This is a genomic window from Flagellimonas lutaonensis (assembly GCF_000963865.1).
GTDB classification, from domain to species: domain Bacteria; phylum Bacteroidota; class Bacteroidia; order Flavobacteriales; family Flavobacteriaceae; genus Flagellimonas_A; species Flagellimonas_A lutaonensis.
Genome location: NZ_CP011071.1, coordinates 3,129,114 through 3,155,148, shown reverse-complemented (window position 1 = coordinate 3,155,148; position 26,035 = coordinate 3,129,114). Strand labels below are relative to the sequence as shown.

Annotated in this window: 18 protein-coding genes; 16 read left to right on the top strand and 2 right to left on the bottom strand. The window is 45.3% G+C overall.

The window, feature by feature from the left end; translation table 11 throughout:
* The first annotated feature begins 215 nt into the window (after nt 1–215).
* The 7 genes from tilS (at nt 216) to VC82_RS14510 (ending at nt 13,686) form a co-directional block, all read left to right on the top strand.
* Nucleotides 216–1,520 carry a tRNA lysidine(34) synthetase TilS gene (gene tilS / locus VC82_RS14540; RefSeq protein WP_045803008.1) on the top strand — a complete coding sequence of 435 codons (1,305 nt, stop codon included), beginning with the start codon at nt 216–218 and terminating at the stop codon, nt 1,518–1,520.
* A complete protein-coding gene (locus VC82_RS14535) occupies nt 1,517–3,505 on the top strand; it encodes a protein-disulfide reductase DsbD family protein (protein WP_045803007.1) in 1,989 nt (662 codons plus the stop codon). The genes tilS and VC82_RS14535 overlap by 4 nt, the downstream gene beginning before the upstream one ends.
* 71 nt (nt 3,506–3,576) lie before the next feature.
* Nucleotides 3,577–5,973, top strand: a complete 2,397-nt coding sequence (locus tag VC82_RS14530; protein ID WP_045803006.1) for a penicillin acylase family protein — start codon at nt 3,577–3,579, stop codon at nt 5,971–5,973.
* A 164-nt stretch (nt 5,974–6,137) separates the two neighbouring features.
* The gene (locus VC82_RS14525) at nt 6,138–8,882 is read left to right on the top strand and encodes a TonB-dependent receptor (RefSeq protein WP_045803493.1); all 2,745 of its coding nucleotides are present in this window, start codon (nt 6,138–6,140) and stop codon (nt 8,880–8,882) included.
* 100 nt (nt 8,883–8,982) lie between these two features.
* Nucleotides 8,983–10,311 (top strand): DUF4249 domain-containing protein, encoded by a 1,329-nt coding sequence (locus VC82_RS14520; RefSeq protein WP_045803005.1) that lies wholly within the window; start codon nt 8,983–8,985, stop codon nt 10,309–10,311.
* Nucleotides 10,312–10,320: 9 nt separating this feature from the next.
* Entirely contained in the window at nt 10,321–12,120 is a 1,800-nt protein-coding gene (locus VC82_RS14515; RefSeq protein WP_045803004.1) for a hypothetical protein, read from the top strand.
* Between the two features lie 30 nt (nt 12,121–12,150).
* Nucleotides 12,151–13,686, top strand: a complete 1,536-nt coding sequence (locus VC82_RS14510) for a YifB family Mg chelatase-like AAA ATPase (RefSeq protein WP_045803003.1) — start codon at nt 12,151–12,153, stop codon at nt 13,684–13,686.
* Nucleotides 13,687–13,695: 9 nt separating this feature from the next.
* On the opposite strand, the gene VC82_RS14505 is transcribed toward VC82_RS14510, so the two are convergent.
* The gene (locus VC82_RS14505; RefSeq protein WP_045803002.1) at nt 13,696–14,142 is read right to left on the bottom strand and encodes a hypothetical protein; all 447 of its coding nucleotides are present in this window, start codon (nt 14,140–14,142) and stop codon (nt 13,696–13,698) included.
* A 182-nt stretch (nt 14,143–14,324) separates the two neighbouring features.
* On the opposite strand from VC82_RS14505, the gene VC82_RS14500 reads away from it, so the two are divergent.
* Genes VC82_RS14500 through VC82_RS14485 form a run of 4 tightly spaced genes read left to right on the top strand, consistent with a single transcriptional unit; the run spans nt 14,325 to nt 17,829 of the window.
* Nucleotides 14,325–15,518, top strand: a complete 1,194-nt coding sequence (locus VC82_RS14500; RefSeq protein ID WP_045803001.1) for an Nramp family divalent metal transporter — start codon at nt 14,325–14,327, stop codon at nt 15,516–15,518.
* Nucleotide 15,519: 1 nt separating this feature from the next.
* Complete coding sequence (pxpA, locus tag VC82_RS14495; RefSeq protein ID WP_045803000.1) at nt 15,520–16,269, top strand: 5-oxoprolinase subunit PxpA; 750 nt, start codon at nt 15,520–15,522, stop codon at nt 16,267–16,269.
* Nucleotides 16,266–16,997 (top strand): 5-oxoprolinase subunit PxpB, encoded by a 732-nt coding sequence (gene pxpB, locus VC82_RS14490; protein WP_045802999.1) that lies wholly within the window; start codon nt 16,266–16,268, stop codon nt 16,995–16,997. The genes pxpA and pxpB overlap by 4 nt, the downstream gene beginning before the upstream one ends.
* Entirely contained in the window at nt 16,990–17,829 is an 840-nt protein-coding gene (locus tag VC82_RS14485; protein WP_045802998.1) for a 5-oxoprolinase subunit C family protein, read from the top strand. The genes pxpB and VC82_RS14485 overlap by 8 nt, the downstream gene beginning before the upstream one ends.
* On the opposite strand, the gene VC82_RS14480 is transcribed toward VC82_RS14485, so the two are convergent.
* Complete coding sequence (locus tag VC82_RS14480; RefSeq protein WP_313777704.1) at nt 17,826–18,590, bottom strand: nitroreductase family protein; 765 nt, start codon at nt 18,588–18,590, stop codon at nt 17,826–17,828. The two genes, VC82_RS14485 and VC82_RS14480, sit on opposite strands and share 4 nt — an antisense overlap.
* 319 nt (nt 18,591–18,909) lie before the next feature.
* On the opposite strand from VC82_RS14480, the gene ilvD reads away from it, so the two are divergent.
* Genes ilvD through VC82_RS14455 form a run of 5 tightly spaced genes read left to right on the top strand, consistent with a single transcriptional unit; the run spans nt 18,910 to nt 26,027 of the window.
* Nucleotides 18,910–20,586, top strand: a complete 1,677-nt coding sequence (gene ilvD / locus VC82_RS14475) for a dihydroxy-acid dehydratase (protein WP_045802997.1) — start codon at nt 18,910–18,912, stop codon at nt 20,584–20,586.
* Between the two features lie 10 nt (nt 20,587–20,596).
* On the top strand, nt 20,597–22,330 hold the full coding sequence (gene ilvB / locus VC82_RS14470; protein WP_045802996.1) for a biosynthetic-type acetolactate synthase large subunit: 1,734 nt from the start codon (nt 20,597–20,599) through the stop codon (nt 22,328–22,330).
* A 12-nt stretch (nt 22,331–22,342) separates the two neighbouring features.
* Entirely contained in the window at nt 22,343–22,873 is a 531-nt protein-coding gene (ilvN, locus tag VC82_RS14465) for an acetolactate synthase small subunit (protein WP_045802995.1), read from the top strand.
* Between the two features lie 24 nt (nt 22,874–22,897).
* Nucleotides 22,898–24,373 (top strand): ketol-acid reductoisomerase, encoded by a 1,476-nt coding sequence (gene ilvC / locus VC82_RS14460; protein ID WP_045802994.1) that lies wholly within the window; start codon nt 22,898–22,900, stop codon nt 24,371–24,373.
* 58 nt (nt 24,374–24,431) lie between these two features.
* The gene (locus VC82_RS14455) at nt 24,432–26,027 is read left to right on the top strand and encodes an NADP-dependent glyceraldehyde-3-phosphate dehydrogenase (RefSeq protein WP_045803491.1); all 1,596 of its coding nucleotides are present in this window, start codon (nt 24,432–24,434) and stop codon (nt 26,025–26,027) included.
* The last annotated feature ends 8 nt before the right edge of the window (nt 26,028–26,035 follow it).

Below are 26,035 nucleotides of genomic sequence, written 5' to 3'. Positions count from 1 at the left end.
ACCGCCCATCGCAAACTGTTTACTGCTAATTGTTCACTTATGCTGGACACGAATTGCACGAATGGTCACGAAGCGTTTAAACTTTGAGCTTTTAGTTTTTATCGAATATTGATAGTTGAAAATTGTTTTTACTGCAGCCCACTTTCGATTGGAAGCTGTGATCTGTTCTCTTGTCGTTTTAAATTTCCTCTTTTCGCTTTTTGTAGTTTTGCAGCGTGCTAAAGCGATTTAAAGAACATATCGAAAAACGCTTTCCGTTTTTGTTGGAAGATGACTTTCTGTTGGCCTGTAGTGGGGGAGTGGACAGCGTGGTGCTGGCCCATCTCTGTCAAGCACTTAAAATGGATTTTTCCTTGGTGCATTGCAATTTTAAACTTCGCGGAAAAGATAGTGATGGGGATCAGCGATTCGTGGAAGAGCTGGCACATCGATTGAACAAACCGTTTCTTGTGCGCGCCTTTGATACCTTGGGGTATATCAACCAACACGGCGGCTCTGTACAAATGGCCGCCCGAGAACTGCGCTATGCCTGGTTTTCTGAATTGTTGCAGAATAAAGAGGGGGCTTATGTGTTGACGGCCCACCATGCCGATGATGATCTGGAGACTTTTTTGATCAATTTGGCGCGGGGCACCGGCATTGATGGGTTGACGGGCATTCCAGAGCAAAATGGCGGGGTAGTGCGCCCCTTGCTTCCCTTTTGCAGAAATGATATTGTCGGCTATGCCAAAAAAAACGGTATCGCTTGGCGAGAGGACCGCAGCAATACCGACACCAAATATCTTAGAAACAAGATCAGGTACCAACTGATTGGGGGGCTTAAAGAACTGCATCCCACCTTCTTGGAAAATTTCCAACGTACACAAGAGCATTTGTCCGATTCATCAGCATTATTGAAATCCTATAAGGCAAAACTGCAGAAAGAACTGTTCGAAAAATCGGGCGACACCGTCAGAATACAGATCAGCGCCTTAAAAAAATTGGAGCCCCAAGGGGCACACCTACACCTTATTCTGGGTGACTACGGATTTACGGAATGGAACAATGTCTTGGAACTGTTGAACGCCATGAGCGGAAAACAGGTTGTCTCTGCAACACACAGGCTTGTAAAAGATCGGGAACATCTCTTGCTATCGGTAAAAGCCGAAAAAGACGATGCGAAGTACGAAATTGGCGAAGACCAACGTGTGGTTGAACATCCCATAAAATTAAGGATATGCCAAGTGGATAAAATTACACCTGAACCACCAAATGTGCTGTATGTTGATAAGGAAACGTTAAACTATCCGTTATTGTTAAGGAAGTGGCAAAAAGGCGACTATTTTTACCCCTTTGGAATGAAAGGCAAAAAAAAGGTGTCTAAGTTTTTCAAGGATGAGAAAATGGACATTCTTGCCAAACAAAAACAATGGCTGTTGTGTTCGGGCAACCAAATCGTGTGGGTAATCGGCAAAAGGGCCGATAATCGTTTTAAGGTTACCCCAAAAACACGGGAAATTCTAAAGTTTACGTTGTTATGAAGCAACTTTTCACAGTCTGTATGATTTTTTTGATGGGCATGGCCTATGTCTGGGGACAATCTGACAAGGACCCCGTGCTATGGTCGTACGATGTCAACAAGATTTCGGATCTGGAGTATGAATTGGTATTTAAGGGCAAGATTGCCGATGGCTGGCATGTTTACTCACAATACACCCCTGAAGGGGGCGCTTTTCCGAGTGAGTTCACTTTTGAAAGGGTAGGGGAAGATTATGAACTTATTGGTGAGGCCAAAGAGAGCGAGACCATCACAGAATACAGCGATGTTTTTGAGATATACGAGACCTTTTTTAAAGGGAAGGCTGTTTTTACGCAGCGCATACGGTTGTTGGACCCAAATGTAAAACAGGTTAATGTTAATTTATCCTATCAGGTTTGCAAAGAAGTCTGTATACCCAAAGACGAATACTTTCAGGTTTCGCTTGATGGCAGTGCTGTGGCAGCCACCACTGAACAGTTGGATGAGCGCAGCCAGGTCATGGCCGCCAAACTACGGCTAGACCTTAAGAACAGGGAATTGCTCACACAGGGTGCGCTGAACACCTCATCAGGCGACAATGCCATTTGGGTGGTTTTCGGTCTCGGTTTTTTGGGCGGACTGATCGCTCTTTTGACCCCTTGTGTCTTTCCATTGATTCCATTGACCGTTTCGTTTTTTACAAAACACACTGGCAACCGCTCAAAAGGAATCAAAAATGCACTGCTCTACGCCTTTTTTATCGTGTTTATTTATTTTTTACTGAGTTTGCCCTTTCATCTTTTTGAATCGGTCGATTCGCAAATTCTAAACACTATATCTACCAATGTTTGGCTCAACCTTTTCTTTTTTGCCATTTTCGTGTTCTTCGCATTTTCGTTCTTCGGCTATTATGAACTGACCCTGCCAAGCTCTTGGGCCAATAAGATGGACAGTATTTCAACAAAAGTGGGCGGTGGGCTCGGAGTCTTTTTCATGGCGTTGACATTAGCCATAGTTTCCTTTTCATGTACCGGCCCCATTTTGGGGGGGCTTTTAGGAAGTACCACCTTGGCACAAGGCAGCGTGGCCACCAATCTATCATCGGCCATGACCGGCTTTGGTTTGGCCCTGGCCTTGCCTTTTGGACTTTTCGCACTGTTTCCGGCCTGGTTGAATTCGCTGCCCAAATCGGGCGGTTGGATGACCACGGTAAAAGTGGTTCTCGGGTTTTTAGAGCTTGCCCTTGCATTTAAATTCTTAAGCAAATCAGATTTGGTGGGCAATTGGGGCTTGCTCAAACGTGAACTCTTTGTGGCGATATGGATCGGCATCTTTGTTTTTCAGACGCTCTATCTTTTCGGCAAGATCAAGTTCCCAAAAGATATTATTCCAAAGAAATTGAGTCTCGGCAGATTGTCTTTTGCGGTGCTGACGGTTGCCTTTGTCGTTTATCTGATTCCCGGATTGACCAATACCGAGCATAGTAGACTATCGCTTTTAAGTGGCATATTGCCGCCTGAGTTCTATAGTGTTTATGAGAAACAAACCGATTGCCCTTTGGGCCTTGAGTGCTACAAGAGCTTTGAAGAGGGACTGGAGGTAGCAAAATCGCAGAACAAGCCCATTCTTCTCGATTTCACCGGGTGGGGGTGTGAGAACTGCCGACGTATGGAAGAGAATGTCTGGAGCGACCAGGACATCTATCCCTTGTTGCGAGACGAGTATGTCTTGATTTCACTCTATGTTGATGACCGTAAAAAATTGCCCGAGGCCGAACAGTTCAATTTTCAATATGACTCTGGCCGCATTAAACGTATTGAAACGGTCGGTCAAAAATGGGGCACCTTTCAGACGGTCAATTTCAATGTGGCCTCACAGCCATACTATGTTTTGCTTTCCCCTGATTTAGAAGTTCTTGCCCCCGCCGTTCAGTATACCGATGCAGCGGCCTACGAAGAATGGTTACGCTCGGGGCTCGGCAGTTACCAAGTGGTCATGGATAGATAATTCAAAAACATCATTGCCTCTCCCGAAAATTGCAGTATTTTTAATCTGCGCTATCTAACCGACTAAAGTAGATGAAGAGATTGAAGAAGGCACTTTTGGTGCTATTGGTATTGCTGGGTGTTTTTTTGTTGGCCGGGGGTATTTTTATCAACTCACTGACCCCCACCTACGAAGGTGAAAAAGAACTGCCTCAGCTCAAGCAGCCGGTAGAAGTGTATTTTGACACCTATGGCGTTCCACATATATACGCGAATAACAATGAAGATGCCTTTCGTGTGCTGGGCTATGTTCATGCCCAAGACCGCCTCTGGCAAATGGAATTGCTGCGTAGGGTCGCCAAAGGAGGACTTTCAGAAGTATTTGGCCCCGACTTGGTCAAGACCGATAAGTTCTTTCTATCTCTGGGGATAGACGAGCATACTAACGAAACCCTTGCGAATCTTGATATGGACGGCGAAATGGTAAGACTATCGCAGGCATATCTCGATGGTATAAACCAGTTTATCGATGAGGGGCCCACACCGGTGGAATTCTACTTTACAGGATTGGACAAGACACCATTCACCTTAGAAGACATCTACAACTCAGTGGGTTATATGGCCTTTAGCTTTGCCATGGCCCATAAGACCGATCCCTTGTTGACCAATATCAAGAACAAGTGGGGCGATGCCTATTTGGCCGAGTTGGCCGTGGCATCTGACACAGCTACGGTATGGATCAAAAACTATAACCCACAAAAAATTGATTCGGTTTCCTTGAACATAACGGCCATGGCGACCGAAGCCCTTGAAAAATTACCCCTGCCACAATTCGAGGGAAGCAATAGTTGGGTAATAGCTCCCGAAAAAACAAAGAACGGCAAGGTCATTTTTGCCAATGACCCCCATATTGGTTTTGCCCAGCCATCGGTTTGGTACGAGGCGCATGTCAGCACCCCTACCTACGAAAAATATGGTTATCATTTGGCCGGGGTGCCCTTTCCGTTATTGGGGCATAACCGTCAACTGGCATACGGCATGACGATGTTCGAGAACGATGACATTGATTTTTATTACGAGGAAAACCATCCTTCCGATTCCACAAAATATAAGACTGAAAAAGGTTTTGAAAATTATGGATTCGTCACTAAGACCATTAAGGTCAAAGATGGGGACAAGCTTTCCTTCTCCTATAAGAAAACGCGACATGGCCCCGTACTAAATGGTATTGCCGACCAAGTTTCGGGTGAACGGCCCGTTGCCATGTCTTGGATCTACACCAAAGTAGAAAATCAGGTCTTGGATGCACTGTATGGCATTACCATGGCCACCGATATCGAAGAGTTCAGCCAAGCACTGCCGAAAATACATGCCCCTGGCCTTAATGTTATGTACGGAGATGCCGAGGGCAATGTGGCATGGTGGGCCGCTGCCAAACTCTATGAAATGCCTGACAGCCTGTCTACCAAATTGATTCTAGACGGTGTCTCTGGCAAGCAAGAACCACTTCGTTATCTTGATTTCTCAGAGAATCCCCAAGCCATCAATCCACCTTGGCACTATGTATATTCAGCAAACAACCAGCCCGACTCGATAGCAGGAATGTTATATCCGGGATATTACCTCCCTGAGAACCGCGCAAAGCGAATTGTACAACTCTTGGAGGGCAAGGATGACTGGGACAAAGAAGCTGTAAGCGAAATGATTTTGGACGTAACCTCCAGCGTCAACCCCGAAATTATCGGAGACCTTATAAAACACATGGAAGTTCGAGAGTTGAATGAAAACCAAGTGATGCTGCTTGATGAGTTGAAGAACTGGAAAGGCGATTACCCTCTCGAATCGATAGCAGGCACTTTTTACCATCGTAGTGAATATTTTGTTTTGAAGAACACCTTTGAAGATGAGCTGGGGCCTGAACAGTTCAAACAATTTTTGTCTACCCACCTATTAAAAAGGCAAATTGCCCCAGGCGCCAGAAGGGATGAGGGTATTTGGTGGGATGACGTGACCACCCCAGACAAAAAAGAGACCCGGTATGAAATTGTGTTAAAATCGTTCATGCAGGCTTGGCAGTCGCTGCAAGAAGATTTTGGTGACGACATATCGCAGTGGCAATGGCAAAAGGTACACACCCTTGAGCATGGCCATCCGATTGGGCAAGTAAAGGCGCTCAAAAGTTTCTTTAATGTTGGGCCATTTCCCATTCATGGTAGTCGTGAAGTCATTAACAATCTTGGTTTCCCATATGACAGCACGCTTTATTACAGGGTAAGCTCAGGTCCTTCTACTAGGCGGATCATAGATTTTTCAGATATCGAGAACGGACTGAGCATATTGCCCACGGGGCAATCGGGCAACCCCCTGAGCAAACACTACAGGGATCAGGCTGAAATGTACGTAAACGGCGAGTTCAAAAAGATGATGATGAATGAGGAGGAGATAAAGGAAAAATCTCAGCATTTGCTGATTTTCACTCCTGAAAAGTAGCAGCTTGTATCAAATATTAAATCGAGACATCAAATATCAGAACACCTTGCCACTTTTTAGTATCTTGGAGACATAGCTAATTCTCAAGATTCTAAATGCCGCACCATTCACTATCCTTAATGGGCAGTTTTGCTGCCCCCAAAAAAAAGTTTTTCTTTATTTTAATGTTCACAATCGGATTGTTGAATGCCCAAGAAAAATCTGTTTCGGCCACCTTCGAAAATACTTCCTTAAAAGAGGCCATTCTAGAGTTGGAACGACAATCGGGCAGTTATTTCTATTTTTTGGATGAATGGCTTGCCGATAAGAACGTAACGGCCTCTTTTATTGATGAGCCCTTGTCGTCTGCCCTTGTAAAGATTTTAGACGAAAGTGACCTTAACTTTTACATTACCGACAAAAAGAATAAGGTGTTTTTATTGAAGAACACGCTCGTTTACGATGAACTGCCCAAAGACTTTTTTGGGAAGGCCCGTGATAGTATTGGGCGTGAACCAACGGCCACACCGATAGGCCTGAGGCCACCCCCTGTTTTTTTCAACGATGAAGTTCGGCAGAAAAAGCGCGAACAAGAAGTAATTGCTATTGGCAAGGCAGACAGAACCAGTTCCCAAACAAGCTTTGAACTAAGTGGTAGGGCCATCAATACAGAATCTGGAGAGCCCATATCTGATCTGGCCATCAGGGTCAGGGGAGCAAATCAAGTTACGATTACCGATCAAAATGGCAACTATAAACTTAAATTACCCCCTGGATACCATGTTTTGAGCGCTTCCGCCATGGGAATAGAAGATGCCGAACGCGAAATCATCATTTACAACGACGGCACCCTTGATCTCTATCTTGAGGAAGGGGTCGAACAATTGAAAGAGGTAGTGGTAGAGGCTGATGCGGCAAGTAATGTTGAAGATGCGGTTACAGGAAGCGAAAAGATTGAAAGTGAACAATCAAAGAACATTCCGTTGGTACTTGGCGAGCGCGATATTTTACAAGTTGCCAAGACATTACCGGGAATCTCTTCTGCGGGCGAAGGTGCTTCCGGTATCAATGTGCGTGGTGGAAAAACCGACCAGAACCTCATTTTGCTCGACGATGCTATCATTTACAACCCCACGCATTTTTTCGGCATATTTCAAGCCCTGAACCCCTTTGCCACAGAAGGGGTAAACATCTACAAAGGCAGTGTGCCTGTTGAGTTTGGCGGGCGGCTTTCTTCGGTATTCGACATCAGAACAAAAAATGGCAATGTGGAGAAATTTTCAGGAGAGGGCTCCATAGGCCCGGTAACTGGTAATTTGGCACTTGAGATTCCTATTGAAAAAGAGAAATCGTCATTGGTGGTGGGGGCAAGGGGCGCCTATGCCGATTGGATCTTACGTTCCTTGGACGACGAATCCCTTAACAATAGAAACGCCTCGTTCTTTGACGGTATTGTAAAATACCATCATCGCATAGATGATAACAATGAAATAAAGGCCACGGGTTATTATAGCCGTGACGATTTTAGCATTACCTCAGACTCTCTCTATCATTACAGTAATGGACTTGCCTCTATTCGATGGGACCACAAATTAAACGACAAAACAAACAGGGTCCTTTTCGTTGGAAATAGTGACTACCGCTTTGGGATTGATTTTGACGGGGAATCAAACACTGATTTCGAACTTGACTATGGCATTAACGAAACACAGTTGAAGTACAAGCTGCGCACCCTGTTGAATGACCGCCATACGCTTGACTACGGCATCACCTCAAAATATTATTCAGTGAACCCGGGCAGTAAAGAACCCAACGGCCCCGAATCTGATGTGCAACAGATTGAAATTGATCGTGAACAGGCCTTTGAAGCAGCTGTTTTTATCGGTGATCAATTTAAGGTGTCTGACAAGTTGCTCGTTGATGTGGGGTTACGGTATGCCTTTTTTGCCGCTTTGGGCAGTGGTTCTCAGCGAACTTATAGCGAAGGCCAGCCCAAGAACGAAGCCACGGTTAGAGACACGGTACAATATGGCAGTGGAGAGGTAATTAAAACCTATGGCGGACCAGAGATTCGGGTTTCAGGTCGATATTTTCTCAGACCGGATTTATCGGTAAAGGCAAGTTTTAACAATGCCTATCAGTTTGTGCACACCCTTTCGAACAACACCACGGTATCACCAATCGACACATGGAAGCTCTCTGACCTTAACATACGTCCCCAGACAGGGTACCAAGCCTCTTTGGGTCTTTATAAGAATTTCAATGACAACATGTATGAGCTCAGTTTAGAAGGATATTTTAAACGGATGGATGACGTTCTTGACTTCAAAACAGGCGCAAACTTGTTCTTGAACCGCAATGTCGAGACCGAAATATTACAGGGCGAAGGCAAGGCATACGGGATAGAGTTTTTGCTCAAGAAAAAACGTGGAAAATTCAATGGCTGGCTTGGTTATACCTATTCAAGATCATTCTACAAGTTTGATAGCGACTTTAGCGAAGAGCGTATAAACAATGGCGAGTTTTTTCCATCTAATTTTGACAAGCCACACGATGTCAGCCTGATATCGAACTACCGTATAACACGTAGGTATAGCATTTCTATGAACTTTGTGTGCCAAACGGGAAGGCCAGTAACATACCCTATCGGCACCTTTCGGTTCAACAATTCTGACTTTGTGTTCTACAGCGACCGCAACAAGTTCAGGATTCCAGATTATTACCGTTTAGATATCGGCGTTAACATCGAGGGCAACCACCGAAAGAACAAATTGGCACATAGCTTTTGGACGATTTCGGTGTACAATGTATTGGGAAGAAACAATCCATATTCGGTGTTCTTTGTGACAGAAGCAGGTGAGGTAAAGGCATTGCAGAGTTCCATTTTCGCCATACCCGTGCCATCGATAACCTACAATTTTAAATTTTAATGAAATACCCAATTCAACATTTACTTTTTTTAATAAATGCATACAGGAAGGTTATCTGTTGTAATGGTGGCCTTGCCGTTCCCAAATATTGGATATAATAATGAAAATAAAAACGATCAATATCTTTCTAAACGCCCTTTTGTCCTTTATGGCAATTTCAACTTTTATTTCGTGTGTTAAAGAGCTTGACTTTTCAACCGTCAGAGAAGGCAATGAAAAAGGACTATTGGTGGTTGAAGCTACCCTTACAGACGAATTCAAGCGCCAAAAGGTATATTTGAGCCGTTCTGATATTAGGCTCGATTTAGAGACCGATACCATTTACAACCCCTTTATTCCTTTGGGTATTGGCCCAAGGGATTCGGTCAATGTCGAACAAAACGCTTCCATAAGGGTAATCGGATCAGACGGCAGTGATTTTGGCTTTTCTGAAGCCGAATCGGGCACCTATTTATCTGAACAACCGTTTGCCCTGCAGAACGACCTAGTATACCGTATGGAAATTACTACTGCGGATGGAAAAGAGTATGTTTCAGAACCACTTGAAATCAAAGGAACTTCTGAAATAACAGATGTTTATGCCGAACGGACCGTTAGCGATTTGGGGATTGAAGGTATTGCCATTTATGTCGATAGTCAACCCACAGATGGTATGCCCATGAATTATCGCTATACTTACGAGGAAACCTACAAAATAATCGCCCCCTTTTGGGACGATGAAGACTTTTTGTTGACCAATTATGATCCATGCGCACTGCCAGAGCCTACCTATAATCTCGAAATAGTACCCAGAACCGTACAGAACAGGGTTTGCTATAATACTGTACAGTCCAATACCATTGAACAAGTCAGTACCACGGGCAATGCCGCCCCAAATGTTGAGCGCTTTCAGGTCAGGTTCATCGACCGCAATGATTTTATCATTTCACACCGTTACAGCATATTGGTGAGGCAGTTGGTACAATCTATCGAGGCTTATTCATTTTATGAAACCTTGAAGAAATTCTCCGAAACCGAAAGCCTGTTTTCGCAGATACAACCGGGGGCCTTGGTAGCGAATGTTACAAGAAAAGATGGTAACCCAGAGAATGTATTGGGCTATGTAGAGGCGGTGAGTGTTTCTGAAGAGCGTATCTTTTTTGATTATGTCGATTTTTTTCCTGGGGAAGAACTGCCGCCATATCCATTTAATTGTGGGGAGCACAGCTCTCCAGAGTCTCACAGGTCTTATTGCGCCAGTGGACCTGATGGTGGAGACCACTGTCCGCAATCGATAATTGAACGGGTTCACCTCGGATTGATCACTTATACGGGAAATAACGATGAAAATATTGGCTCTTGTCCTGGTCCCTATAAATATGTGGCGAGAATATGTGGCGATTGTACTTTGCTCGGTGAAAATGTAGTACCGGATTTTTGGATAGAATAATATAAGACTATGAAAAGAATAGTGTTCATAATACTGTTTGTAGGCTTTCAAGTGGCAAATGCCCAGTATAAAATAAGCGATGGCACCGAACTTTTAAACCTTCAGAAGGTGCCCATGGAGAAGATGTACGTCCATGCTTCATCGCCATTACTTTTCTCCGGGGAGTACCTTTACTACAAACTATATTGCATAAATGCCCAGACCAACAAATTGAGCAGTATCAGCCGAATGGCCTATGTGAGTTTGGTGAACGACAAGGGTGAACCCGTTTTTGAGCACAAGATCAGATTGGAAAAGGGCATGGGCCAAAGTGACCACTTCATCAATACCGACGTGCCTTCTGGAAACTATAAACTGGTGGCCTACACCCAATGGATGAAAAATGGTGGACTGGCACAAGTCTTTAAAGATGATATTGCCATTGTAAATCCTTATCTGGCAGACCAATCCGCTATTTTAAGGCAAAATGCCCAAGACAAAGAGATAAGCGTTAAAAGTAACGACAGAAAAGATCCAGACCTAAAACAGGAGGAAAGAAACGACCTTTTACAATTGCAACTTGACACCCTAACCTTTGTAACCAGGCAAAAAGTGATGCTTACCTTGCGAAATTATAAAGGCAATCTAGGCCATGGCCAGTATTCGATAGCCGTTAAAAAAATAGAACAATTGGCCGTCAGACCTAGAATGGACGCCGAGACATTTACAGATAGATATTTATCGGTCAATAAGCGGATACCACAGACAATTGGTGATTCAATTTTTCTACCGGAACAGCGGGGCGAACTCATTTTCGGCAGGGTTATCGATGATATCAATAATCTTCCAGCGGTTGGTAAAGAGGTAATCATTTCGGTCCCTGGGCAAGAGTTTTTGCTAAAATTGGCCACCACAGACCAAAACGGATATTTTTTCACCTATTTGAGAAAAGAATATAAAACGCCGCTTACAATTTTTCAAGTTCTTGACCAAGGCGAGTATAGCATTGACATAGGGCGACAGGAAGATTTGCCATTTGATTCAATGAAGTTTGGTAATTTCACCATTGACCCTTCAGATGCAGCGGCAATAAAAGAACGCAGCATCCAAAACCAAATTGAGAATGCCTATTTTGAGGTAAAGCCCGATTCCATTTTGCAACCAGATCCTATAGACCCCTTTGACGGTGGAGTTCCTGAGGTGTTCAATCTTGATGAGTACACCAGATTTCCAACCTTGCAGGAAACCTTGATCGAGATCCTAAATACGGTTGGGTACAGAACGGGCAAAGATGGCCATGATTATATTCGAGTGGCACAAGATTTCGAAAAGTTCAACGAACCCTATAACGACTATCCTGCCATTGTTTTGATAGATGGGGTGTTCATTCCCGATCACGGTAGTATAAAGGATTTTAAAGCAGAACAGGTAAAGACCATTAAGGTTCTTCGTGATCAATTGATCTTGGGTGCCAAGCAATACCAGGGCATTGTATCCATAGAAACCGTAAATGGTGATTATTATGACGGGTTCCAGCGTAACAATTCAATCGTAAGTGACCTTGAGCTCCCAAAAACTGAAAAAAACTACTTTAGGCAATCCTATTCACAGGAATCCGACATCAATCGAAGGATTCCTGATTATAGACGATTGCTTCTATGGGAACCGCAGGTTGATTTGAGCGGAACGGAAGCCAACTTTGAGTTTTATACCTCGGACATAACAGGTGATTTTGATATTTATTTGGAGGGCTTTACCACCTACGGAAAACCAGTTTCCATCAAAAAGGAGTTTGTCGTAACCAAATCCAAGACACCCATAAATAATTAAAATGCTATATTTTAGGGGCAAACACTGACTATGCTCACAAAAGTTTTTGGCAGTGCCGTTTTTGGTGTCGATGCCCAGACCATAACGGTAGAGGTCAATGTAGACCAAGGAATCGGATACCATTTGGTAGGCCTGCCTGATAATGCCATTAAAGAAAGTAACTATCGTATTGCGGCCGCCCTTAAGAACAATGGGTATAAGATTCCCGGTAAAAAGATTACCATCAACATGGCACCCGCAGACCTTCGAAAGGAAGGATCTGCCTACGATTTGACCTTGGCAGTGGGTATTCTGGCTGCTTCAGGGCAAATTAAATCGGAGGATATTGGCCAATACCTTATTATGGGCGAGCTTTCTTTGGACGGAACAGTACAACCCATTAAAGGGGCCCTTCCTATTGCCATTGAGGCCCAAAAGGAAGGTTTCAAGGGATTTATCCTTCCAAAGGAAAATGCCAAGGAAGCGGCTATCGTGAACAATTTGAAAGTGTACGGCGTCGAAAACATCAAAGAGGTGATTGATTTTTTTGACATAGGCGCGCAACTTGAAGAAACCATTGTTGATACAAGGGCCGAATTTTTTAAGCAGCTCGATTTTCCTGAATTCGATTTTTCAGATGTAAAGGGCCAAGAGAGCATTAAGCGCTGTATGGAAATTGCCGCGGCAGGGGGGCACAACATTATTTTGATAGGTCCCCCAGGGGCTGGCAAGACCATGCTTGCCAAGAGATTGCCATCCATTCTACCGCCCATGACGCTGCATGAGGCACTTGAAACCACTAAAATACACAGCGTGGTCGGTAAAATAAAGAATATGGGGTTGATGAGCCAGCGGCCTTTTAGAAGTCCGCACCACACCATTTCAGATGTGGCCTTGGTCGGTGGAGGCACCTATCCGCAACCTGGCGAAATTTCGTTGGCCCATAACGGGGTATTGTTTTTAGATGAGTTGCCAGAATTTAAAAGAAGTGTTCTCGAGGTGATGCGACAACCGTTGGAAGATAGGGAGGTGACCATATCCAGGGCTAAATTTACAGTCACTTACCCGAGCAGTTTTATGTTGGTGGCGAGCATGAACCCTAGTCCGAGCGGTTATTTTAACGATCCTGACGCACCTGTTACCTCTTCACCGGCCGAGATGCAACGGTATCTGGGCAAGATTTCGGGTCCGTTGTTGGATAGGATCGACATTCATATCGAGGTGACCCCCGTACCTTTTGAAAAATTATCAGAAGACCGAAAAGGCGAGAGCAGTGTTGAGATCAGAAAACGGGTCATGGCCGCTCGAGACCTGCAGACCCGACGATTCAAAGAATTGGACAATGTGCACTACAATGCACAGATGGGCAGTAAGCAGATTCGCGAGTTCTGTATATTGGATGATGCATCGAAAGAACTGCTCAAAAATGCCATGGAACGCCTAAATCTTTCGGCACGTGCCTATGACCGTATATTAAAGGTGGCAAGAACCATTGCAGATCTTGAAAACGTTGCGCACATAAACGGCAACCACATCAGCGAAGCGATACAGTATCGCAGTCTGGACAGGGAAGGTTGGTTGGGCTAGCCCATCATGCTATTTGATGACCTTAATGTTTTCCTTAAGGCCCTCTATGATTCCCAAAATATTCTTCACGGTATCTTGCAGGTAGTATTTTACCACCACATGGGGTATTTTAATGGTAGTAAAGCCATTCTTGAACGAATGCATTGCCTCTTCAAGATCTTTGATGGCCTGCTCGTGGGTAATCATTTTGTACTCCGTATCGATTTCGATATTGAGCTTTACCCGAGAGATGGCTATGTCGACCGATTTCTTTCCATCCCACCATTCAAGCATGGGGTTGGCACCGGCCTCTTTAAGTGCGTAGAACAGCTGTACGGCCTCCAACGAGGTTCCGTGGTTGAGAATTACTTTTTTGATCAATCGGGTGTGGCGTGAGCAAAGTTCTACTCCTAACGAATCCATTGACTCTTTGTGCGCCAGATAGCCGATATTCTTGTTACAATCTCTACATGTCATGCAAGCAGGCTCGTTTTAGTTGGTTTAATAAGATTTGGGATTATTATAACTTCATCAATTAAAAAATCGTATGTTGGATCGATGAACAACACTCCATTTTTAGATGAAATGCACAGTTTTGTGGAAAATACCTCAAATCGAATATTATTGTATCGCTATATTGACAAACTAAACGCGTTAGCATGTTCAAAAAGATAGGGCCCGGTGCATTGGTCGCTGCAGCATTTATTGGTCCGGGCACCATTACGGCCTGCACACTGGCGGGGGTTGGCTTCGGTTATGCGCTGCTTTGGGCGGTACTGCTATCGGTACTGGCCACCATGTTTTTACAGGAAATGGCCGCCCGATTAGGAATCGTTACCCAAATGGGATTGGCCGATACGCTGAACAACCAACTGCCCTCAAAAGCAATCAGGTATTTGGTGATCACGATTGTTCTCGGCGCAATTTTAGTGGGCAATGCTGCCTATGAAGCGGGCAATATCGGTGGGGCGGCCTTGGGCCTGGAGGCCGTTTTTGGAGAAAACCATACCATGTACCACCCGTACGTAGTTGGTTTTTTATCCTTTATATTATTATGGTGGGGCAGCTATAAGTTTTTGGAGAAAGTCTTTATGGCGCTTATAGCGCTTATGAGCATCTCCTTTTTATGTACTGCAATTCTAACGGGCCCTGATCTGATAGCCCTTTTGAAAGGAATATTTGTGCCTACAATGCCCAGTGAAAGTTTATTGACCGTCATGGCATTGATAGGCACCACCATTGTACCGTACAACCTTTTTTTACACGCCTCTTTGGTCAACGAGAAATGGAAGTCAAAGAACGATCTGAAAGCTGCCAGAACCGATACGGTGGTCTCCATTGCCTTAGGCGGACTGGTATCGATGGCCATTGTGGTGGCAGCGGCGGCAATTCCTTCAGAAGAGGTCACCAACGCAATGCACTTGACAATGGCACTTGAACCCTTGTATGGTGAGGTGGCCCGATATTTTATGGGGATAGGCCTTTTCGCGGCCGGAATCACGTCTTCCATAACGGCGCCATTGGCAGCTGCCTATGTGGCAAATAGTTGCTTTGGATGGAAAGCTAAGCTGCACGATTGGCGTTTTCGGTTGGTTTGGATGGCCATTTTGTCATTGGGTGTTTTCTTCCTGTCATTTGGCATTAAGCCCATTGAGGTGATCAAGTTTGCACAAATTGCCAATGGCATATTGTTGCCGGCCATTGCCTTTTTATTGGTTTGGATGGTAAACAAAAAACAATTGATGGGAGCGCACAGCAACAACCGTTTGCAAAATCTAGTGGCCATCATAATCGTGGCATTGACCGTGCTATTGGGCGCAAAAAGCATCATAAAGGTATTGGAACTGGCATAGTATGGAGGTTGTAGCAACATATATTGATATCAATTGTGATGTAGGTGAGGGGATGGGTAATGAAGCCCGGCTTTTTCCTTTCATCAGTTCATGCAATATAGCCTGTGGCGGGCATGCAGGTGATATGGAGAGTATGCGAAGCATTGCCCGTTTGGCCCGAGAAAATGGTATCAGGGTGGGGGCGCACCCATCGTATCCCGATACGGAAAATTTTGGTCGGGTGGCAATGAAAATTTCCGATGAGGAATTAAAAAAGGCGTTGGAGTCCCAGCTGGAGATTTTTTGCGAGATATTGTATGCCGAACACATCAGACTTCATCATATAAAGCCCCATGGCGAGCTATACAATGTCATCGCAAAGAACAGTCATTTGGCATCGCTTTTTCTTGATGTGGTGGAACGGTATAGGGCAGAAGCCATTTTGTTTGTGCCCCCTAGCTCGAAAATAGCGGTAGAGGCCGACCGAAGGGGGTTTCGAATAAAATATGAGGCGTTCGCTGACAGAAACTACAATGAAGACCTTAGCCTTGTGCCAAGAAAGTTTTCCAACGCGGTTATTTCTGAACCCCATAAGGTCGCGGAACATCTGTTGATGATGGTCAAGAATGGGGCGGTACGTACGGTCAACGGAAAAGAAGTGCCGATCAAGGCGGATACATTTTGTATACATGGCGACACCCCATCGGCATTCGAAATATTGGCGTATCTTTCAAAAGAATTGCCCTGGCAACATGTACATTTGAAAAAGTGAAAAAATTCCCCATTAAAATCAAGGCTTTTGGCAAGCAGGCCTTGCTTATCGAGTGGCCCCAAAAAGTTGACACCAACATCTTGGCAGATATACTCCGTTTTGAGAGAAAGCTCGGTGGCAAACTCAAAAATGTTGAAACGGTTCCATCCTATAACTCCCTTACTGTTATTTGGTTGAAAGATGATATCGATACCGAAGCTTTAAGCAAAGAAATCTACGGTTACTACGACGAACCTGATAACGAAACCGAAAGGCCGAAAAATTATCTCTGGAAATTACCGGTATGTTACGACCCTGGGTTCGGGCCCGATCTGAAGACAGTGGCCGGCTACCTGCAAATGACCATCGAACAGCTGATAGAGGCACACACCTCACATGAATATACCGTTTATGGTATCGGCTTTTTACCAGGGTTTATGTACTTGGGCGGACTCCCTGAGAACTTAAAAGTGCCCAGAAGGCCCGAACCACGATTAAAGGTCACCAAAGGCTCCGTTGGTCTGGCCGGTGAGCAAACGGGGATTTACCCTCAAGAATCACCCGGGGGATGGCAGATTATTGGCAACTGCCCCATACCCATTTTTAATGCCAAGGCCAAAGAACCCTGCTTGGTTTCGGTGGGCGACAAAATAAAATTTGAATCCATTACCAAGGCCGAATATGACCTGCACAAGATTGAGGGTGAGGTGGGCATTTTCAACCCTGAAAAAATTGCGCTTCATGGTTAAGGTTTTAGACGCCGGCTTTTTTACGACAATACAAGATAGTGGCCGTTTTGGTTTTCGAAACAAAGGAGTTCCGGTAGCCGGGACCATGGATGATGTATCGGCCGAACGGGCAAACAATCTGCTGGAGAACAAATCCTCTGATGCCCTGCTCGAAATCACCATGAAAGGACCTAAGCTTGCGTTTGAAAAACCTTCCTATATCTGTCTTTCTGGAGCAATATTGTCTGCATCATTGAATGAAGAACCGATTGTCAACCATCAAATAGTGAAAGTTGAAGAAGGTGATGTACTCTCGTTTGGCAAGCTCGACAGGGGGCTTAGACTATATTTGGGCATCAAAGGAGGGTTCAAAACTGAAAAAGTTCTGGGTAGCCGTTCATTTTACTATCCCATCACGGAGAAAAGCTGTCTCGCCGAGCATGATCAAGTGCCCTATGAAGAGGTCATTGCCTTTCAGCCAAAAATTTCAGAAGCAAAGTTTGATAATTATTTGACCGATGAAGTCTTGGAGATTCAAAAAGGGCCCGAGTTTGGATTGTTGTCAGGCGATGATTTGGGCCAACTATTGTCAAAACCGTTCACCGTTGCCAAAGAAAACAACCGAATGGCCTATCAACTGAACGAGAAAATATCGGGGCATGCATTCACCATGCTTACCTCGGCCACCTTGCCCGGTACGGTGCAGCTTACCCCTTCGGGCAAGTTGATTATTTTGATGAAGGATGGCCAAACAACTGGGGGATATCCCAGAATCTTACAGCTTACCAAAAGAAGTATAGCGGTTTTGGCGCAGAAACGGTTTGGTGACCAAGTACAGTTCAGGCTGGTCTAGTGTTCAAAATATGTCTCGCCAAAGGGAATACGATAGCGTGGGCCGTAGACCCCATTTTTATCCCGTACCCCACAGCCAATGACCATGTTGATTTCCGTTCCCCTGGGCAGCTTTAATATTTTCTTTATCCTAAGGGTATCGCTGCCCTCCATGGGGCAGGTATCATAACCGATGGCGGCCATGCCCAGCATAAAGTTTTGGGCGGCCAGCGCAGCACTTTTGTGTACCACGATACGCATATCAGATTGCCGTACTTGCCGATAGACCGGCTTAAAAAGGCCAATAATCTGAAAAGCCACATATTTTATCATACCCAAAATCCCCAGAAAATCTGTGTACAATGTGGGTATAAGCTTTTTATAGTAATCCAGGGCAAACTTTTCTTTCTTGCTGTATTCATCTGGGGCCTTTTCACCAAACGCCTTTTTCAAAAACTCGATGTTCGCCTTTGCCCGTTTGGGCCAAGCGTTTTTTTTGGTAACCACTACCAGCAATTGCTTTGCGGTTTTTGCCGCAGGTTGGTCAAAACAGGCCGCTGAAATTTTTTTCACGGTACTTTGTGAGGTAATGTGGTGAAACTCCCATAGTTGTAGGTTGCTGCTATTGGGTGCCAACGTGGCCTTTTCTATACACTGGCGAACCTTTTGCGTATCGAGTTCAACTGCTGGATCAAAAATTCGCACAGAACGGCGGTGGTCAATGGCTTGGGTAACGGTTTTTTCCATAGGATGCAAATGTAGTGCGATTTTCTTTTTTGCCATGGTTTCTTATTTTCAGAAAAATCATTAATGAATGGTGTTGGATGGGTTGATTTCCATTCTGGACCCAAAGTGGCAAGGCCCTGGCGCTGATAGTAGGCGCATGCCTCAATGTCATCAAAATTTTTATTGAAGTATATGTGTGGTTGGATATGATATTTGATTGCATATTAAATAACTGATTAGCAATTATATAGATTGTATTTTTTTTAAATGAGCCTGTACCCTTCCCATTTGTTGGCATTATTCGATATGTGAAACATTTATCTTTGGGAACTGTATTAAAAATTAGGGATTACAAAGGTTTCTAGAACATTTTTTGATGGAATTGAACAAATACAGCAAGAACGTTACCCAAGACCCAACGCAACCAGCGGCACAGGCCATGTTATATGCCATCGGCCTTACGGAAGAAGATTTGCAAAAACCCCTGATAGGTATTGGCAGTACGGGCTATGAGGGCAACCCATGCAATATGCACTTGAACGAGCTTGCCACCCATGTAAAAAAAGGACTGGCAGAGAAAAAGTTGGTCGGGCTCATTTTCAATACGATCGGTGTCAGTGACGGTATTTCCATGGGCACTTACGGCATGCGCTACTCGCTGCCCTCTAGAGATATCATAGCCGACTCTATGGAAACGGTTGTGCAGGCCATGAACTACGACGGACTTGTAACGGTGGTGGGTTGCGACAAAAATATGCCCGGTGCATTGATGGCGATGATTCGCCTTAACCGACCCTCGGTCTTGGTGTATGGGGGTACCATTGCTTCTGGATGCCTGAACAACAGAAAACTCGATATCGTATCTGCTTTCGAAGCTTGGGGAGAGAAGGTTGCGGGTACCATGAATGAATCTGAATACAAGCAAGTGATACAAAATGCTTGTCCGGGTGCAGGGGCCTGCGGTGGCATGTACACGGCCAACACCATGGCATCGGCCATTGAGGCATTGGGTATGGCATTACCGTACAATTCGTCAAACCCGGCCATTGGCGAAGAAAAAAGAAAAGACTGCGTGGCTGCGGGCAGGGCTTTGCGGCATTTGTTGGAAAATGACATCAAGCCCAGTGACATTATCACTAAAAAATCACTTGAAAATGCCGTTAGGCTGATAACCGTTTTAGGAGGATCTACCAATGCGGTGCTGCATTTTTTGGCTATTGCAAAGGCCGCTGAAATCAATTTCGGACTTGATGATTTTCAGCGGATCAGTGACACCACTCCCTTTTTGGCCGACCTAAAGCCCAGTGGCAAATATTTAATGGAAGATGTACACCGTATCGGGGGCATTCCAGCCATTATGAAATTTATGTTGGAAGAAGGTATGTTGCACGGCGATTGCCTTACCGTGACGGGAAAGACCTTGGCCGAAAACTTGGAAAACGTTCCCGATTTGCCCGAAAATCAAGATGTGGTCAGAAGTTTGCACAACCCTATCAAAAAAACGGGCCACCTACGTATTTTATACGGAAACCTGGCCGAAGAAGGGGCCGTGGCCAAAATCACGGGAAAGGAAGGGTTGCATTTTACGGGTCCGGCCAAAGTATTCAACGGTGAGTTCGAAGCCAACGACGGCATCAAAAGCGGTAAAGTCAAAAAAGGAGATGTAGTTGTAATACGCTACGAAGGGCCCAAGGGCGGCCCTGGTATGCCTGAAATGCTCAAACCTACAGCGGCCATAATGGGTGCGGGTCTTGGTAAGGATGTTGCTCTGATTACCGACGGCCGTTTTTCGGGGGGCACCCATGGCTTTGTGGTAGGCCATATTGCACCAGAAGCACAAGAGGGGGGCACCATCGGACTTTTGAAGGATGGTGACATCATTACCATCGATGCCGAAAACAATACCATTTCGGTAGACCTGACCGATGAGGAGTTGACAGAGCGAAAGGCCCGCTGGAAACAACCCAATCTAAAAGTCAAAAAAGGAAGTCTTTATAAATATGCCAAGACGGTTTCGTCAGCCTCTCAGGGTTGTGTGACCGATGCATTATAATCTTGGGAGTATGGAAACAGTGAAAGCAAAAAAGAAAGTAACAGAAGAAAAAAAGCCCGTTCGAATAAGCGGCGCCGAGGCAATCATCCATTGTCTGCTCGCTGAGGGAGTGGATTTGATCTATGGATATCCTGGTGGGGCCATCATGCCGGTGTATGATGAGTTGTACAAATTTCAAGACCGGTTGACCCATATTTTGACCCGGCATGAGCAGGGGGCAACACACGCTGCACAGGGCTATGCCCGGGTAAGTGGCAAAGTTGGGGTGGCCATGGCAACTTCCGGCCCCGGGGCCACCAATCTGGTAACCGGTTTGGCAGATGCGCAGATCGACTCAACGCCCATCGTGTGCATAACGGGCCAAGTACCCCGGCACTTATTGGGCTCAGATGCCTTTCAAGAGACCGATATAGTGGGCATTTCTACTCCGGTCACCAAATGGAACTACCAGATCACCAAGGCATCGGAAATTCCTGAAATAATGGCAAAAGCCTTTTACATTGCCAAATCGGGCAGACCGGGCCCTGTACTGGTCGACATCACCAAAAACGCGCAATTCGATGAGCTAGACTTTCATTACGAAAAGTGTACGGGGGTCAGAAGTTACCAACCTGCCCCTGAGCCAGACATGAAGGCCATCAAAGCCGCCGCAGACCTCATAAACAATGCCAAAAAACCCTATATCGTTTTTGGCCAAGGCGTTATTTTGGGCGAAGCGGAAGAACAGCTCAAGACCTTGGTGGAAAAAGCTGGAATACCAGCAGCATGGACAATTCTTGGCCTTTCTGCCTTGGATACCGATCATCCCATGAACGTTGGCATGGTGGGCATGCACGGTAACTACGGACCAAATGTGCTGACCAATGAGTGTGATTTGCTCATAGCTATCGGCATGCGTTTTGACGATCGTGTGACCGGAAGCCTCGACACCTATGCAAAACAGGCAAAAATCATTCATTTTGAAATAGACCCGGCCGAAATCAATAAAAATGTCAAGGTCGATGTAGCGGTTCTTGGCAATGCAAAAAAGACGTTGGAGTTATTGCTGCCGCTAATCAATGAAAACGAGCACAAAGAATGGCGTGCCGAATTCGATAAAAAATATAAGGAAGAGTTTGATGCGGTCATCGAAAAAGACATCCACCCGACCAAACCTGGATTGACCATGGGTGAGGTGGTTGAGCAAATCAACAAGGCTTCAAACCATGAAGCGGTTATTGTCACCGATGTGGGCCAACACCAGATGATTGCTTGCCGATATGCCAAGTTCAAGCAGTCAAAGAGCAATATCACCTCTGGCGGCCTAGGTACTATGGGCTTTGCCCTGCCAGCGGCCATCGGTGCCAAAATGGGTGCTCCCAAAAGAGAGGTGGTGGCCATTATCGGAGATGGGGGCTATCAAATGACCATTCAAGAACTCGGTGTTATTTTTCAGCACGACGTGGCGGTAAAAATCGTAGTGCTCAACAACGACCACCTGGGTATGGTACGCCAATGGCAAGAGTTGTTTTTCGACAGCCGCTATGCCTCCACGGTTATGACCAACCCCGATTTTGTGAAAATCGCTGAGGGCTACCATATCAAGGCACAAAGGGTTGAAAAGCGTGAAGATCTTGAAGGGGCCATTACAGAAATGATGGCCTCTAAGAAACCGTACTTTTTAGAAGTTAAAGTTGAAAAAGAAGACAATGTTTTTCCGATGATTCCATCAGGGGCTTCGGTTTCTGATATTCGTTTAAAATAATGCACATTCCAGATGGAGAAAAAATGGTATACCATATCGGTCTATTCAGAGAACAATGTTGGTCTCTTGAACAGAATTTCAGGTATTTTCCTGAAAAGGCACATCAATATTGAGAGCTTGAATGTTTCTAAGTCAGAAATCGAGCATGTGTCCAAGTTTACGATTGTGGTGCACACCACCGAGGATTGGACACGCAAGATTGTTCAACAAATCGAGAAACAGATAGAGGTGATCAAGGCGTTCTATCACACAGACGAAGAAACGATCTATCAAGAATCTGCCCTGTTTAAAATAGCCTCCCATTTGTTGTTCGACGAACCGCAGATCCAAAATGTGATCAAAGAGAGTAACTCGACCATTGTAACGGTCAACCGTGAGTTTTTCGTGTTGGCAAAAACGGGCCGCCGGCATGAAATCGATGAAATGCACGATGATCTTGAACCCTTTGGAATCATGCAATTTGTCCGCTCAGGAAGAATTACGGTCACCAAAAGTAAAATGCCGATTACCGAAATACTTGATGAAGTCAAAACTACCAATTAATAAAAACAAAATAGAATATTGAAAATGACAAACTACTTCAACACACTATCACTTCGAGAGCAATTGTCACAACTGGGAAAATGCCGATTTATGGATTATTCTGAATTCGCTGATGGTGTGACAGCCCTAAAAGGAAAAAAGATTGTGATTGTCGGGTGTGGTGCCCAAGGCCTAAACCAAGGTCTCAACATGCGCGATTCGGGCTTGGACATCTCCTATGCACTGCGCGAAGGGGCCATAAAAGAAAAAAGGCAATCGTACAAGAATGCCACTGAGAACAACTTTAAGGTGGGCACCTATGAAGAGTTGGTGCCGACGGCCGATTTGGTCATCAATTTGACCCCTGATAAGCAGCACACAAGCGTTGTCAGTGCGGTAATGCCGTTGATGAAGAAAGGGGCTACGCTTTCTTACTCCCACGGATTCAATATAGTTGAAGAAGGCATGCAGATCAGAAAAGACATCACGGTCATAATGGTGGCTCCCAAGAGTCCCGGTTCTGAGGTGCGCGAAGAGTACAAGCGCGGTTTTGGGGTACCGACCCTTATTGCAGTGCATCCTGAGAACGATCCAGAGGGAAAGGGGCTGGAAATTGCCAAGGCCTATGCCGCCGCAACCGGTGGCCACAAAGCTGGGGTATTGGAGTCGTCATTCGTGGCCGAGGTAAAATCGGATTTGATGGGCGAGCAGACCATTCTTTGCGGTCTTTTGCAAACTGGTTCGATACTTTGTTTTGACAAAATGATTGAAAAGGGCATTGAACCAGACTATGCTTCCAAATTGATCCAATATGGTTGGGAAACCATTACGGAAGGCTTGAAACATGGAGGAATTACCAATATGATGGACCGCCTTTCAAACCCAGCTAAAATAAAGGCATTCGAATTGGCAGAAGAAATGAAAGATATCATGCGGCCGTTGTTCCAAAAGCATATGGACGATATTATGAGCGGCCATTTCTCAAAAACCATGATGGAAGACTGGGCCAACGGAGATAAAAACTTATTGGAATGGCGGGCTGCCACAGGTGAGACCGCCTTTGAAAAGACCCCTGCCGGCGACCATGATATTTCAGAGCAAGAATATTACGACAACGGCGTGCTGATGGTGGCCTTTGTAAAGGCCGGTGTAGAGTTGGCCTACGAGACCATGACCGAATCCGGTATCATTGGCGAATCTGCCTATTATGAGTCACTACATGAGACACCCCTGATTGCCAACACCATCGCCAGAAAAAAATTGTTTGAAATGAACAGGGTCATTTCCGACACTGCGGAGTATGGTTGCTATTTATTTGACCATGCCTGCAAGCCCTTGTTGACCGACTTTATGAAAAAAGTCGATGTCGACATAATAGGGAAAACGTATGGGGAAGGCAAAGACAACGGCGTAGACAATGTAAAGCTGATAACCGTCAACAAAGCCATACGCGAACACGAGGTAGAGGTTGTAGGGGCACGTTTACGGGCATCGATGACCGCGATGAAACCCATAGTCTAGAAACTAAGGAAGGTGTCGCCCTTTGCGACCAATGAAGCACGAGAAACAAATTGTGATTATGGAAACAGCCACCACTTCGATTCCTGAACAATACCAAATCAAAGAGCCTATCCACCAAAGAACCTATTTGGTAAATGGCGAATTGCGCGAGTGGAACGGAAATACCTCAGAGGTCGTTTCTACCATCTCATCATCCACCGAGGGGTATAGACCTACTGTCTTGGGCAGTATTCCCGATATGGGAGAACCAGAGGCGCTGGATGCATTACAGGCCGCTATGGGCGCATATGACCGCGGGCAGGGCGTTTGGCCGACCATGAAGGTGAAAGACCGTATTGAGTGTATGGAGGCTTTCGTCAAAAAGATGGAACAGAAACGTGAGCAGGTGGTAAAGCTGCTTATGTGGGAAATCGGGAAATCAAAACCCGACTCTTATAAAGAGTTTGATAGAACGGTCGAATATATCCATGATACGATTGAAGAGTACAAGCAGTTGGACAGGGATTCGGCAAAGTTCCATAAACATGACGGTGTCTACGCCCATATACGTCGCGGGCCATTGGGTATTGTATTGTGCCTTGGGCCCTACAATTATCCGTTGAACGAGACATTCACCTTGTTGATTCCGGCCATCATCATGGGCAACACCACCATTTTCAAGCCTGCAAAGCACGGGGTGCTCTTAATAGGGCCGTTGTTAGAGGCTTTTCAAAGCAGCTTCCCCAAAGGGGTGGTGAATATCCTATTTGGCAGGGGTAGGGCCATTGCCGGGCCCATTATGAAAACGGGCAAGGTCGATGTGCTGGCGCTCATAGGCAACAGTAAATCGGCCAACGCCTTGCAAAACCAACACCCGAAGAGCAACCGTTTGCGCTTGGTGTTGGGCTTGGAAGCTAAAAATCCCGCTATTATCCTTCCCGATGCTGATCTTGAGCTTACCGTAAACGAGATCATTTCAGGAACTCTTTCCTACAACGGGCAACGTTGCACCGCTTTAAAAGTGGTGTATGTTCATGAAGATGTGAGGGAGGAATTCTTAAAGCGTTATTCTGAAAAGGTCGATAGCCTCAAGTTTGGTAATCCTTGGGATGAGGGGGTACACCTGACACCTTTACCGGAACCGGGTAAGCCAGATTACATAAAGGAACTACTTGATGACGCCGTGCAAAAAGGTGCCCAGGTACAGAACCGAAAAGGGGGCGAGATCACCGATAATTTTATTTGGCCTGCCGTGCTGTACCCCGTAACAAAAGATATGCGGGTCTATCAAGAAGAACAGTTTGGCCCCATAATTCCGGTACTCTCGTTTAAAGATATTAAAGAACCTTTGAATGACATGGCCGAATCAAATTATGGCCAACAGGTCAGCTTGTTCGGCAAAGACGTCTATACACTTTCGCCCCTTATCGATACCCTGGTCAACCTTGTATGCAGGGTGAACCTGAACAGTTCGTGCCAACGTGGGCCTGATGTATACCCGTTTACGGGAAGAAAAGATTCGGCACAAGCTACCTTGAGCGTCCATGATGCCTTGCGTTCATTTTCAATAAGGACCTTTGTTGCCTTTAAGGACAACGAGTTGAACAATGCCACTGTGGAACAGCTCTTGGAAGCCAAGGTCAGTAATTTTTTGAGTACCGATTATATTCTGTAGCGTATCTT